Origin of the sequence: Hymenobacter mellowenesis, assembly GCF_030581005.1 — a bacterium.
Taxonomy (GTDB): domain Bacteria; phylum Bacteroidota; class Bacteroidia; order Cytophagales; family Hymenobacteraceae; genus Hymenobacter; species Hymenobacter mellowenesis.
Map to the genome: position 1 here is coordinate 260,762 of NZ_JAUQSX010000001.1, position 13,297 is coordinate 274,058.

Sequence of the window (13,297 nt, forward strand, 5' to 3'; positions counted from 1 at the left end):
CGGGGGCCAGCCAACAGCCCGAAATTGAGTTTAGGGAAAGCTGCTTCCTGCCGCTATTTTATTCCTAATTTTACCGCCTAGTCTTTCCCGATGTCTGTAAAATCCTTATTAATTACCGGCGGCGCGGGTTTTGTGGGCTCGGCCCTGGCCCTGCGCTTCCGCGAAGCCTATCCCGAGTGCCGCATCTTCGCCCTCGACAACCTCAAGCGCCGGGGCTCCGAGCTGAACCTGCCGCGCCTGCGCGAAGCGGGCATTGAGTTCGTCCACGGCGACATCCGCAACAAGGAGGATTTCGACGCCTTGCCGGCCGTCGAGGCCGTCATCGAAGCCTCGGCCGAACCCTCGGTATTAGCAGGCCTCACCTCGGCGCCGGATTATTTGATTAACACGAACTTATCGGGCACAGTGAATTGCCTGAACTACGCCCGCCAGCACAACGCGGCCTTCGTGTTCCTATCCACCAGCCGGATTTACCCGATTAACCAAATCGACAAAATCCAGACCGTGGAGGCCGAAACCCGCTTCGAGGTGAGCCCGGAGCAGCCCATTGCCGGCATCTCGCCGCGCGGGCTGGCCGAAGATTTTCCCCTGGAAGGCTACCGCTCGCTCTACGGCGCCACCAAGCTGTGCTCCGAATACCTGATTCAGGAGTACCACCACTTCTACAATATGCGCACGGTGATTAACCGCTGCGGCGTGCTCACCGGTCCCTGGCAGATGGGCAAGGTCGACCAAGGCGTGGTGGTGCTGTGGGTGGCGCGCCACTTCTGGCAGCAGCCGCTGGGCTACTTCGGCTTCGGCGGCACGGGGAAGCAGGTGCGCGATATTCTGCACGTTGACGACCTGTTCGACCTCGTGAAATACCAACTCGAAAACCTCGACCAGGTGAGCGGGCAGACGCTGAACGTGGGCGGCGGGCGCGACATTAGCGTGAGTTTGCAGGAGCTGACGGCCATTTGCCAGCGCGTGACGGGCCATACTGTGCCCATCAGCTCGCAGGTCGAAAACCGGCAGGCCGACATCCAGCTCTACCTCACCGACAACTCCCGCGTCACCGAACTTACCGGCTGGACGCCCCAACGCTCGGCCGAGCAAATCGTGACCGACGTGTACAACTGGCTGCGCGCCAATGAGGCGCAGCTCAAACCCATTCTAGGCTAAGCCCTTTCCAACAAGACACCCATGAAAATAGCACTGATTACCGGGGCCGGTGGCCTGATTGGCAGCGAAGCCGTGGAATTCTTTGCCGATAAATTTGATATCATCGTCGGCATCGACAACAACATGCGGAGCTACTTTTTCGGGGAGCAGGCCTCCACCGACTGGAACCGCGCCCGCCTGCAAACCACCTTCGACAACTACCGCCACTACGCCGCCGACATCCGCGACCAGGAGGCGCTGAAAGCCATTTTTCAGGAGTACGGCACCGACATCGCGCTGGTGGTGCACACGGCCGCGCAGCCCAGCCACGACTGGGCCGCCCGCGAGCCCTTCACCGACTTCACGGTGAACGCCAACGGCACGCTTAATATGCTGGAAATGACGCGCCAGCACTGCCCGGAGGCCGTGTTCATCTTCACGTCCACCAACAAGGTGTACGGCGACAACCCCAACCTGCTGCCGCTGGTGGAGCTGGAAACCCGCTGGGAAATCGACGAAAGCCACCCCTACTTTGCCCACGGCATCGACGAGAAGATGAGCATCGACCACACCACGCACTCGCTCTTCGGGGCCAGCAAGGTGGCGGCCGACGTGCTGGTGCAGGAATACGGCCGCTACTTCGGCATGAAGACGGCCGTGTTCCGCGGGGGCTGCCTCACGGGGCCGCGCCACTCGGGCGCGCAGCTGCACGGCTTCCTGTCGTACCTGATGAAGTGCGCCATCACCGGGCAGCACTACACGGTGTTTGGCTACAAGGGCAAGCAGGTGCGCGACAACATCCACTCGCACGACCTGGTGAACATGTTCTGGCACTTCTACCAGCAGCCGCGCACCGGCGGCGAGGTGTATAACGCCGGCGGCGGGCGCTTCGCCAACTGCTCGATGCAGGAAGCCATTGCGCTGTGCGAAACCATCACGGGCAACAAGATGAGCTACTCCTACTCGGAGCAAAACCGCGTGGGCGACCACATTTGGTACGTGTCGGACGTGCGCCGCTTCCAGGAGCACTACCCCGGCTGGCAGTTCGAGTACGGCCTGACGCCCACCCTGAACCAGATTTTCAACGAGCTGCGCCAGCGCCAACCCGCCCCCTCGGCATGAGTGAACCCACGCCCCCGGCCGTGCCAGCGGCGGCCCCGCTGCTGAGCGTGGTCATCCCGGCCTACAACGAGGAAGACAGCATCGGCGAAACGCTGCGCACGCTGCACGCCGCGCTGCTGGCCGAGGGCATTGCCCACGAAATCGTCGTCACCAACGACAACTCCAAGGACGGCACCCTGGCCCGGCTGGAGGAGCTGGCCCGCGAAATCCCTACGCTGGTGCACTACACCAACGCCGGCCCCAACGGCTTCGGCTACGCCGTGCGCTACGGCCTCGAACGCTACCGCGGCGACTGCGTGGCCGTGATGATGGCCGACCTCAGCGACGACCCCGCCGACCTGATACGCTACTACCGCAAGATGCAGGAAGGCTACGACTGCGTATTCGGCTCGCGCTGGGGCAAGGGCGGGCGCGTGATTGACTACCCGCCCCACAAAAAGGTCATCAACCGCGTGGCCAACGCCATCGTGAAAACGGTGTTCGGGCTGAAGTACAACGACTGCACCAACGCCTTCAAGCTCTACCGGCGCCACACCATGGAAGGCCTCAAGCCCTTCCTCTCCCCCCACTTCAACCTCACGCTGGAGCTGCCGCTTAAGGCCATCGTGCGCGGCTACTCCTACGCCGTGGTGCCGAACTCCTGGACCAACCGCAAATACGGCGAGAGCAAGCTCAAAATCAAGGAGATGGGCAGCCGCTACTTTTTCATCATGATGTACTGCCTCATCGAAAAGCACTTTTCGCGGGGCGATTTCAAGAAGAAGCAGGAGTAGGTTTTTCTAGCGTGGCGCCTCACCCCCGGCCCCTCTCCTCAGAGAGAGGGGAGTCTGGCTTCATTCGTCAGCAGCTAGTCCGGTGCCCCCTCTCCCTGAGGCTTCGCGCTTCAAGCGAACCGAGGGTCAGGTGGTGAGGCGCCACGCCAGAACGAAACGGACCATCTTCCCGCACGAAAAAGGCCGCCCGGTTTCCCGAGCGGCCTTTTTCAATGCCATGACAAGCCGATTAGATATCAAACTTAATACCCTGTGCCAGTGGTAGCTCGGTGCTATAATTGATGGTATTCGTCTGGCGGCGCATGTACACTTTCCATGCGTCGGAGCCGGACTCGCGGCCGCCGCCGGTTTCTTTTTCGCCCCCAAAGGCCCCCCCGATTTCGGCCCCGCTCGTGCCGATGTTCACGTTGGCAATGCCACAGTCGGAGCCGGCGGCGGCCAGGAAGGCTTCGGCCTCGCGCATGTTCAGGGTGAAGATGCTGCTGGACAAGCCTTGGCGCACGTCGTTCTGCAGGTCGATGGCGTTCTGCACGTCGCCGCTGTACTTGATGAGATAGAGAATGGGCGCAAACGTCTCTTCCTGCACCGTGTGATAGTGGTTTTCTACTTCCACCAGCGCGGGTTGCACGTAGTGGCCGCCGTGCAGCTCGGCGCCGCTCAGCACCTGGCCGCCGGTGAGCAGCTTGCCGCCTTCGGCCTGCACCTTGGAGAGGGCTTCGGTAAACATTTTCACCGCGTCGGCATCAATGAGGGGGCCTACCAGCGTGCCTTCCTTTAGCGGGTGGCCGATGGGCAGCTTCGGGTAAGTGGCCAGCAGGCGGTTTTTCACTTCCTCAAACACGCTGTCTTCAATGATGACGCGGCGCGTGCTGGTGCAGCGCTGCCCGGCCGTGCCCACCGCCCCAAACACAATGGCCCGGATGGCAATGTCGAGGTCAGCGTTTTTGGTCACGATGATGGCGTTGTTGCCGCCCAGCTCCAGCAGGGCGCGGCCCAAGCGGGCGCCGACCACTTCGCCTACCTTGCGGCCCATGCGGGTGCTGCCCGTGGCCGACACCAGCGGCACGCGCCGGTCGGCAGCCATGGCCGCGCCAATGCTGGCGCCGCCGATAATCACGCTAAACACGCCCTCGGGAATGTCGTTTTCGGCCAGCACGTCCTTGATGATGTGCTGAACGGCCACGGCCGTGAGGGGCGTCTTTTCGGAGGGTTTCCAGATGCTCACGTCGCCGCACACGGCGGCCAGCATGGCGTTCCAGCTCCATACAGCCACTGGGAAGTTGAAGGCCGAGATGATGCCCACCAGGCCCAGCGGGTGGTACTGGTCGTACATGCGGTGCGCGGGCCGCTCCGAGTGCATGGTGAAGCCGTGCAGCTGGCGCGAGAGGCCCACCGCGAAGTCGCAGATGTCAATCATCTCCTGCACTTCGCCGAGGCCTTCCTGCAGGATTTTGCCCATCTCGGCACTCACCAGCTTGCCCAGCGGCTCCTTGTATTCGCGCAGCTTGTTGCCAATCTGGCGCACAATTTCGCCCCGCTTGGGCGCCGGCACATGGCGCCAGGTCTGGAAAGCTTCCTGCGCGGTTTTAATAACGGTTTCGTAGTCGTCAGCGGTGGCAAAGGCCACGCTGGCAATGCGGCGGCCGTCGGCGGGGGCGTTGATGACGCGGCGCTCAGCGTTGGCGCTGCCGCCCCAGGTGCGGCCGGTGCTGTAGGCGGCGTTTTCGGCTTCTACGCCCAGCTGGCGCAGCACGTCCTGGATGCCGTGGGGGTCTTCATGCGGGTGCGCCACGGTGACGTCGGGCGCGGTGGCTTCTTCGAGGGCCTGCTTCATATCTGAATTGGGGGTGGGATGATGCAGTGGCAAAGCTACGGTTTGCCGACGAACGAAGCCGTCATTCGCTTCCTCAAATCCCTATCCGTAGTTGCTTCGGTAAGGCCGTTAGCGGGGGCTGTTTTCATCCTCATCGGCTGGCAGCATGCCGGCTCGCTCCTGCTGGTCGTGCAGCCAGTTCATGGCCTCGGCTTCGTTGTCGTAAAAAAGCGGGTACGAGTCAATGGCGGCGGCCTGGCGCATGCGCTCTTCCATCTCTTCGCTTTCGGCCGCCTGCCGCTGGTGCGGCCCCGACAGGTAGGCCGTGAACAGCGGCCCGCCCAATTCGGCCGTTACCTGCGGCGAAAATTGGTCGCGAAACCACTCGTTCAGGTCGGGCCCATCCAAGGGGCGGCGGCGCAAGTCCAGCAGCCAAAATCGGCAGTTGCCGTGCTCCTTGGCTGCCGCCAGCATGGCCTGGTAGGTGCCCTGTACCTCGGGCGGCGGCATGGCCTGCAGCCATCGGCCAATAAGCACCCCTAAGTCGGGCCGGTATTCAAGCGAGAATGCATGGGTGGGAAATGTCGACACAGGCAGGAAAAGGTTGGCGAATAGCCCTCTTATACGCTAGGCGAAAGACGAGGTTAAACCGGCCCGGCCGTCATCTGGCCGACCCGCACATCACTGATTACCCATAAAAAAGCTCTTTCCTAAACCCAGGAAAGAGCTCCAATCTGGGCCTTAAATACCTGTTAGCCCACTTTCCGCAGGGCCACGCGCTCCTGCTCTAGGTCGCCCAGGTTGTTGAAAACATCCAGGCTGTCGCGCCGCAGGCCGCGTACTTCCTCGTCGGAAAGCTGCCGGACTTTGGTTTGAAAATCTTTGTAGTAGGCCAAAAACACCGCTAGTTCGGGCACCCGATTTTCGTAGGGCACCATGTTTTCCAGCACTTCGCTGAAGAAGTGCGGGCTATGAGTGGTCACAAAAAACTGGTTGTCTTGCTGCGTAGCGATGCGCTCGGCCAGCTGCGACACATACAATGGGTACGAGTGCGCCTCCGGCTCCTCCAGCAAAATCACCGTGTTGCGGTTCGATTCCATAGCCGCCAGGTAAAAGCCGTAGCGCTGCAGCGTGTCGCCGCTGCTCGAATATGGATAGGCGAAGCTGAGGCCGTCGATTTCCTTCATCACCTCAAACCGGCCGGTGTCGGGGCGCACGCGCATGCGCAGGCCGCGCTCGGCGAAGAGGCCAGCGAACTCCTGGCGCAAATCGGCGTGCTGTTCCAGCACCTGCACCAGGTTGTTGCCGTGCGGCGGCCGCAGGGAGGCATCGGCGTAGCGGCGGTCGATGTGCACCCCCGACTTGTAGCGGTACGATTTCACCGCCCGCGGCTGCCAGGACGGGCTCGATGCCACAAAATGGCCGTCCTCGCCGGGCTGGTCCATCAGGCCGTGCCGGTCGAACTCGGTGTAGAGAAACCCGGGCTCGGGCAAGGGCGAAGCCGTGGACAAGTGCGGGTAGAGCCGCTCAAGCAACCGCGAATCGTCGGCAGTTCGGGTTTTGTTGCGGCCTTCCAGCAGCGGCAAGCCCAGCTGGGCGCGCAACAGGCGGTACACGGCTTGGCTAAACACGCCGTACCGGAAACGTTTGTTCTTGGGTTCGTGCCCCAGCAGGCACACGTCGCGGTCGGTTTCCACGCGAATGGGGTGCGTCATTACCCCGTCGTGGAAGAGGTGCGCCGGCTTCTCGTAGCGCACAAAGCTGCTCAGGAATTTCTTCTTCTTTTCGAACGGTAAACCACCCAGCAGGCTCATGGCTTCCAGCACCGTCGATTTTCCCACATTGGGCATACCAATGATGAGGTTGACGCGCCGCGGATGTAGCACAGCGCTCCGAATCGACTTGAAATTCTGGATGTACAGGGTGTTAATGACGTTTTCCATGCGCATGTATTGGCAAACAAGCTGGACCGTTTACCGTTCAAACCGGAAGCAAAACTTCCCAAGTTGGGACTGCTACTTACGGATAAAACTGGCAACCAGACTCAGCTTTGCCAAGTAAATTGCCAGTCAGTCAGCAGTATTTTTGCCGAAGTTATACCCATAATTCAATCTTTTCGACGGGTTTTGCTAAATAAATTTTCCCTAATAATCTTAGCCAATACTCAGTCAAAAAAAGTGTCCTGTCTGAGTGCAAAAAAAAGCCCCTGCCTATTCGGCAGGGGCTTTTTCAACGCAGAAAGATGTTATTCGGCGCCGATGGGATAGTACGCCTTGCGGCCGTCCGGATAGACGCCTTTTATCAGCACCCCGGAACCGTTGCGGGCTTGGTCGAGAATGTTTTTCACATCCGATGGCTTGGTCACCTCATTCTTATCGATGTGGGTGATAATGAAGCCGTCGGCCATGCCGGTTTCACGGAAATTGCTGCCCTTGATGCCCGAAATCTTAGCGCCGCCTTCTAGGCCGAGTTTGGCCAGGTCGCGGGCCGGCACAGCGGCAATGGTAGCGCCTTCGTACTTGATAGCGGCCACGGCGTCTTCGCGCACCACGGCGGTAGTGCCGGTCGAGTTGCGCAGCGTGGCTTCGGCCAGACCGGCGCTGCCGCCGCGCGTGTAGCTTACCTTAATCTTGTCGCCAGGGCGGAAGCGGGCTACTTGCTCCTGCAGCTGCGAGGAGGTGTTCACGTTCACGCCGTTGATTTGAGTGATAATGTCGCCCGTTTTCAGGCCAGCGGCGGCGGCGGCGCTGCTTTCGCTCAGGCCCTCCACGTACACGCCGTTCAGGGTGTTGAGCTTTTTCTCCGACGCCAGCTTGGCATCTACTTCGCGAATGCTGACGCCGAGCAGGGCGCGCTGCACCACTTTATACTTCAGCAGGTCATCGACCACTTTGCTGGCCAGTGAGCTGGGAATGGCGAAGGCATAGCCCTCGAACGAGCCCGTGTGCGAAGCAATGGCCGAGTTGATGCCGATGAGGTCGCCGTTGAGGTTGACGAGGGCGCCGCCCGAGTTGCCAGGGTTCACCACGGCGTCGGTCTGGATGAACGACTCGATGCCCATGTTGTCCTTGCGGCGCAGGATGTCAATGTTCCGGCCTTTGGCCGAAATGATGCCGGCCGTCACGGTCGAATTCAGGTTGAAGGGGTTACCCACGGCGAGTACCCACTGGCCCACCTTCACGTCGTCGGAGTTGCCGTACTTCACGAAGGGCAGGTTGTCGGCTTTCACCTTGAGCACGGCCAAGTCGGTGTTAGGGTCGGCGCCTACTAATTCGGCGTCGAACTTGCGCTTGTCGTCGAGCACCACCTCAATTTTCGAGGCTTTGTCGATGACGTGGTTGTTGGTCACGATGTAGCCGTTGGCGGCGATGATGACGCCCGAGCCGGAGCCCTGGCCCCCGCCCTGCGGCTGCTGCTGAAACTGGTCGAATTGGTCGCCGAAGAACTGGCGCAGGAAGGGGTCCATTTGCTGGCGCTGCCGGTCCACGGGCGCGGCGGCGTATTCGGTCATTACGTGTACCACGGCCGGGGTCACGGCGGCGGCGGCGGCCACGAAGTTCAGGCCTTCGGGCACGGTGTAGGGCGTGCTCCGCATTTCGGACGTATAACGCACCTGGGGGTTGGCCGCTACCGCCTGGGGCGCCACTTGGGCGGGCTCCAGCAGCTTGTACCCCCCCACGGCCACGCCGCCGCCCAGAATGGCGGAACCGAGCAGGCCGAGCATCATTTGTTTTGCTTGCATGGGGTAAGGAAAAATTGAAAAAAGGGTGAAACCAGGTAATGAAGCAACTAATTTAACGTGGCGAGCATGAAAACCGGATGAGAAATTCCGGCGTTTTTGCTACCAACGCTGGAAAGATTCGCTTTAGCGTCTCATGGTTGCTTTTAGCAGAAAACAGGCCAGATGGGGTTGCTTGAATTCGTAACACACGAAGCTGCAAAAAAGGCACCCCGAGGGGTGCCTTTTTTACTTAAACGGCCCGCACTTAGCGGATTTCAATGTGCTGCTTGGTCACCTTGTCGGTGTCGAAGGGCAGCGTGACGCGCAGGATGCCGTCGGTCAGCTCGGCGCCAATGGCCTTCACGTTCACCGTGTCGGGCAGGCGGAAGCTGCGGGAGAAGGTACCATAGTTGGTTTCGAGGCGGCGGAACTTGGGCGCCTCGGGGGCTACCACGGCGGGTTGGTTCTCGTCGGTATTGGCCTCGGTAGCGGTAGCAGTGGCTTCTTTGGCGGCTGCGGCGGGGTTGGCGCGCTCGCCGGAAATCACCAGCTGGCCGTCGTGAAATTCAATGTTCACCGCCTCCTTTTTCAGACCGGGCAGGGCCAGGTGCAACTCAAAGCCGTTGGCAGTTTCGAGAATGTCGGCGGCCGGCGCGAAGGCCGGCGCGGGTTGGGCCAGGGCCGTTTGCGGGGCCTGCAGCATGTCGGCCAGCATGGCGCTCAGGGCGCGGTTGGGGCGGAGGGAAGGGCGATTATTATACAGCAGAGTTGCCATGGGTGAGGGAGATAATACTTAAGTAAAAGACTGGTTGCCGATGCGCGGCACACCTGCTTTCCTTAAATTTTATACCAAACCAGTTTTCAAGCAACTGCCCGACAATTTGTCTTATTTTAACAATATCTGTGAACGATGCTGCGCCCATTTTTTCGCACAAAGCCCACTCCCAGCAGCTTTAAGCCCTAAAAATCGGCATTCCGACGCCCGACAATTTGTCAACAAACAGCTGAAACGGCAGCGGTACTAGTGCTGCGTGGGCAGCTGACGGCGCTCGAACACCGTTTTGCCGGCGAAGAGGGTGAAACGCGCATCCAACCCGATGACGGGCGTCACGAGGTTGAGCCGGCCGGGGTCGGAGGTGGGCGTTCCGCTGATGGCGCTGTACTGGGGCAGGGTGAAGTAGTAGGACGTGGTGTAGGCAAACCAGGGCGTGAAGTCGAAATGGTTGCCGACGCGGCAGCCCACTTCGGCCCGTAGGCTGGTGTACTGAATGGTGCGCTGGTCGGCATCGGTCGCGGCCTTCTGGAAGCGCACGTTGGTAACGGCTTCGTAGCTGAGGCGCGGACGCAGGGCAAAGCCGTTGGCCCCGACCGGAAATACCTTCTCCAAATCGACGCGCAGGCTGGCGTAGTTCTGGGCAACCGGCGTGTAGTAACGCTCTTTCACAAGCGGGAAAGCGCGGTAGGCACTCAGGCGTTGCCCAAACGTGAGCGGCCCGATATTGCTCCGGTGCCGCAGCCGCAGCTCGGGCGTTAGCACTTTTAAATCGGAACTGGGCTGGTATTGCAGGCCGCCGCCGCCGCTCCACTTGTCGCTCCAGAAATGCTCGTAGGATAAGGATACCGCCCGCTGGTCGAAGCCGAGGAACCGGTCGGTGCCCGCGTATTTGTTGTAGGCAGGAGTTTTTTCGCCGTGCAGTTCCAGCAGCAGATAGTCACCGTTTTTCAGGGCCATTTCGCCCTGCAGGTTGGCCCATAGCTGGTAGTCCATTACTGCGCGGCGGGTTTGGGCGGCGGCGGGATAGGCTGCCAGCGCCCCAAAGGTGAGTGCGAAGAGAAGCGTTTTTTTCATCCTGAAAATTAGCAACAAGCGTGGAAAGACACGCAAGTTATGAATAGCTATTGAGGCTGTTCAGAAACAGACCGTCACGTCGGGCGCAGCCGATACGTCTCGCGGGCCTGACTAATTCAATCGATTAAGTCACTACCCCAAGCGAAAGGTCTCGGCTGCGCCCGACGCGACGGTCTGTGCTCCCTCTCCTACTTCCCGGCCAGCTCCTGCACGGCCAGCCAGGCCATCAGGCCGGGGCCAGTGGTGAGGGCCTGCTCGTCGATGTCGAAGGTGGGGGTGTGCACCGAGGCGGCAAAGCGGCCGTCTTCGTGCCGCGTGCCGAGGCGGTAGAAACACGCTGGGGCCGCCTGCGAGAAATAGGCGAAGTCCTCGGCGGCCATCCACTGGTCGAGTTCCACCACGTTTTCGGGGCCGAGGTAGGCTTCGGCGGCGGCGCGCACGCGGGCGGTGAGCGCGGGCTCGTTTTCCAGGTACGGGTAGCCGTGGCGGATTTCGAGCTCGCACACGGCGCCCATGCTCTCGGCCAGGCCCTCGCACAGCTTGCGCAAGTGCTGGTGGGCTTCGGCGCGCCACTCCTCGTTGAGGGTGCGGAAAGTGCCCTCAATGTACACCTCGTTGGGAATGACGTTGGTGGCGCCGTTGGCGATGACCTTGCCGAAGCTGAGCACCGAGGGAATCTTGGGGTTGGCGCGGCGGCTCACCACCTGCTGGGCGGCCACAATGATGTGCGCGGCCACCAGCACGGGGTCGAGGTTCATTTCGGGCATGGCGCCGTGGCCGCCTTTGCCTTTGATGGTGAGGTACAGTTCATCGGTACTGGCCATGTAGCGGCCAGGGCGCAGGCCAATTTTGCCGGCCGGCAAGTGCGGGAATACGTGCTGCCCCAGCACGTGGCCCACGGCCGGATTTTCGAGCACGCCTTCCTTTATCATCAGCGACGCGCCGCCCGGCAGCCGCTCCTCACCCGGCTGAAACATCAGCTTCACGGTGCCTTTAAACTCGCCTTTCAGCTCGTTCAAAATGCGCGCGGCGCCCAGCAGCGAGGCTGTGTGCACGTCGTGGCCGCAGGCGTGCATCACGCCGGGGTTGGTTGAGCGATAAGGCACGTCGCTGGCTTCCTGAATGGGCAGTGCGTCCATGTCGGCCCGCAGCGCGATGGTGGGGCCGCCGGGTTGGCCTTCAATCAGGGCCACCACGCCGGTATTGGCGATGGGCTGGGGCGTGAGGCCCAGCTTCTGCAGCTCCTGCGTGACAAAGGCGGCGGTGTTGGTTTCTTCAAACGACAGCTCCGGGTGGGCGTGCAGGTGGCGCCGAATGGCCACGGTATCGGCCGCGTACTGGGTAGCGAGGGCTTGGATGCGGGGAATGAGAGCGGACATGGGCATAGCGAGGCAAGGATGGTATAAATAGAACGGTGAAATCAGGCCGTCATGCTGAGCGCAGCGAAGCATCTTTACCTCGATACTAAACCAATCGAAGCAACGAAGCGGTAAAGATGCTTCGCTGCGCTCAACATGACGTTCTTTTACCCACACGTCCCCGCGCGCCTCCTCCCCTACGGGTTCTTGTTTAGCAACACCTGGGTGGGTTCCAGCTCCAGCTTGGGCGTGAGGCCGCGCAGGCGGGCCAGGCCGCGGGCGGCGTCGAGCTTGGTGAGGTAGTCGCCGATGTAGAGGCGGTAGACCGGCGACTTGAACACGATGTAGTCCGTCTCGTCGGGGTAGCGGCCGATGATGGTGCGCCGGATGGCCATCACCTTGTCGCGCTCCAGGCCGAGGTACACCAGAATGCGGTAGCCCTGGGCATACTTCACGTTCTGGTTGGTGTAGGCCTGGTCGCGTAGGCGCTGCTCCACCTGGGGGTTGACGTGGGCGGTGGGCGCCACGGCGGTTTTGGGCGCGGCGGGGGCGGCCGTGGCGGGCAGCGGCTTGGGCGCCGCAAACACGGGGCGGTACCGCGTCACGTCCTCAGCGGGCAGGGGGGCGGGGGCTGGGGCGGCTGTGGCCACGGGCTTGCGGGTGGTATCGGGCGGGGCGCTGGCCTGCGGGGCCTGCTGGGCGGTGCTGGCGCAAGCCACCAACGAGAGCAACGCGGGAAAAAGCAGCACCTTAAGCAACGGTCGGGTCATGGTCTTCAGCAATCAGGGCCACACTATTGGACGAGCCGAGGCGGTCGGCGCCGGCGGCCACCAGGGCCTCGGCTGCCGCCCGGGTGCGGATGCCGCCCGAGGCTTTAATCCGCATGGTTTCGGGCAGCACGCGGCGCATCAGCTCGATGTCGGCCACCGAAGCGCCCCGGCTGGCAAAGCCGGTAGAGGTTTTCACGAAGTCGGCCTCGCCAGCCACGCAGAGCTGGCAGGCCAGCTCGATTTCCTCATCGGTGAGCAAAGCGGTTTCGATGATGACCTTGAGCAGGGCCTGGTGCACGTGGCAGAGGTCGGCAAGGTCCAGGATTTCGTCCTGAATAGCGGCCGTCTTACCCGATTTCAGGGCCGAAATATTCATCACCATGTCCAGCTCATGGGCTCCGTCATACAAGGCCACCTCGGCTTCCTTGAACTTGACGCTCGAAGCCGCGTAGCCCAGCGGAAACCCGATGACCGTGCCCACCGGCACGGGCGTGCCTTCTAGCTTGGCGGCGGCCAGGGCCACGTAGCAGGGCGGCACGCATACACTGGCGAAGCCGTGGGCCACGGCCTCCTCGCAGAGCTGAATGATTTCGGCCTCCGTGCAGTCGGGGCGCAGCAGGGTGTGGTCGAGGCGGGCGGCGAGGTTCATGCCCGCAAAGGTAGCGGGTTCGGCGGGCCGGGCGCCGCCCCCGGCCATCGGGACTGAACCATTTCCGGCGGCGCGGCCTTGCGCCATCGGCTACCCGCCGAA

At 61.8% G+C, this 13,297-nt stretch carries 12 protein-coding genes; 3 read left to right on the top strand and 9 right to left on the bottom strand.

The window, feature by feature from the left end; translation table 11 throughout:
* The first annotated feature begins 90 nt into the window (after positions 1 to 90).
* Genes Q5H92_RS01110 through Q5H92_RS01120 form a run of 3 tightly spaced genes read left to right on the top strand, consistent with a single transcriptional unit; the run spans position 91 to position 3,035 of the window.
* Positions 91 to 1,161 carry an NAD-dependent epimerase/dehydratase family protein gene (locus Q5H92_RS01110; RefSeq protein WP_305009628.1) on the top strand — a complete coding sequence of 357 codons (1,071 nt, stop codon included), beginning with the start codon at positions 91 to 93 and terminating at the stop codon, positions 1,159 to 1,161.
* 21 nt (positions 1,162 to 1,182) lie between these two features.
* On the top strand, positions 1,183 to 2,262 hold the full coding sequence (locus tag Q5H92_RS01115) for an NAD-dependent epimerase/dehydratase family protein (RefSeq protein ID WP_305009630.1): 1,080 nt from the start codon (positions 1,183 to 1,185) through the stop codon (positions 2,260 to 2,262).
* Positions 2,259 to 3,035, top strand: a complete 777-nt coding sequence (locus tag Q5H92_RS01120) for a glycosyltransferase family 2 protein (protein ID WP_305009632.1) — start codon at positions 2,259 to 2,261, stop codon at positions 3,033 to 3,035. Before Q5H92_RS01115 ends, Q5H92_RS01120 begins: the two co-directional genes overlap by 4 nt.
* 229 nt (positions 3,036 to 3,264) lie before the next feature.
* Here Q5H92_RS01120 and amaB read toward each other — a convergent pair whose 3' ends face one another.
* From amaB to deoC, 9 genes are all read right to left on the bottom strand, one after another.
* Entirely contained in the window at positions 3,265 to 4,869 is a 1,605-nt protein-coding gene (gene amaB / locus Q5H92_RS01125) for an L-piperidine-6-carboxylate dehydrogenase (RefSeq protein WP_305009633.1), read from the bottom strand.
* Between the two features lie 108 nt (positions 4,870 to 4,977).
* The gene (locus Q5H92_RS01130; RefSeq protein ID WP_305009634.1) at positions 4,978 to 5,439 is read right to left on the bottom strand and encodes a hypothetical protein; all 462 of its coding nucleotides are present in this window, start codon (positions 5,437 to 5,439) and stop codon (positions 4,978 to 4,980) included.
* 161 nt (positions 5,440 to 5,600) lie between these two features.
* Complete coding sequence (locus Q5H92_RS01135) at positions 5,601 to 6,791, bottom strand: AAA family ATPase (RefSeq protein ID WP_305009635.1); 1,191 nt, start codon at positions 6,789 to 6,791, stop codon at positions 5,601 to 5,603.
* A gap of 302 nt (positions 6,792 to 7,093) precedes the next feature.
* On the bottom strand, positions 7,094 to 8,590 hold the full coding sequence (locus Q5H92_RS01140) for a S1C family serine protease (RefSeq protein ID WP_305009637.1): 1,497 nt from the start codon (positions 8,588 to 8,590) through the stop codon (positions 7,094 to 7,096).
* Between the two features lie 244 nt (positions 8,591 to 8,834).
* On the bottom strand, positions 8,835 to 9,344 hold the full coding sequence (locus tag Q5H92_RS01145) for an Hsp20/alpha crystallin family protein (RefSeq protein ID WP_305009638.1): 510 nt from the start codon (positions 9,342 to 9,344) through the stop codon (positions 8,835 to 8,837).
* 246 nt (positions 9,345 to 9,590) lie between these two features.
* Positions 9,591 to 10,418 carry a hypothetical protein gene (locus tag Q5H92_RS01150; RefSeq protein WP_305009639.1) on the bottom strand — a complete coding sequence of 276 codons (828 nt, stop codon included), beginning with the start codon at positions 10,416 to 10,418 and terminating at the stop codon, positions 9,591 to 9,593.
* Positions 10,419 to 10,606: 188 nt separating this feature from the next.
* Positions 10,607 to 11,797, bottom strand: coding sequence for a M20 metallopeptidase family protein (locus Q5H92_RS01155; protein WP_305009640.1), 1,191 nt, complete (start codon positions 11,795 to 11,797; stop codon positions 10,607 to 10,609).
* Positions 11,798 to 11,973: 176 nt separating this feature from the next.
* Complete coding sequence (locus Q5H92_RS01160) at positions 11,974 to 12,546, bottom strand: sporulation protein (protein WP_305009642.1); 573 nt, start codon at positions 12,544 to 12,546, stop codon at positions 11,974 to 11,976.
* A complete protein-coding gene (gene deoC / locus Q5H92_RS01165) occupies positions 12,527 to 13,195 on the bottom strand; it encodes a deoxyribose-phosphate aldolase (RefSeq protein ID WP_305009643.1) in 669 nt (222 codons plus the stop codon). Before deoC ends, Q5H92_RS01160 begins: the two co-directional genes overlap by 20 nt.
* Positions 13,196 to 13,297: the final 102 nt, after the last annotated feature.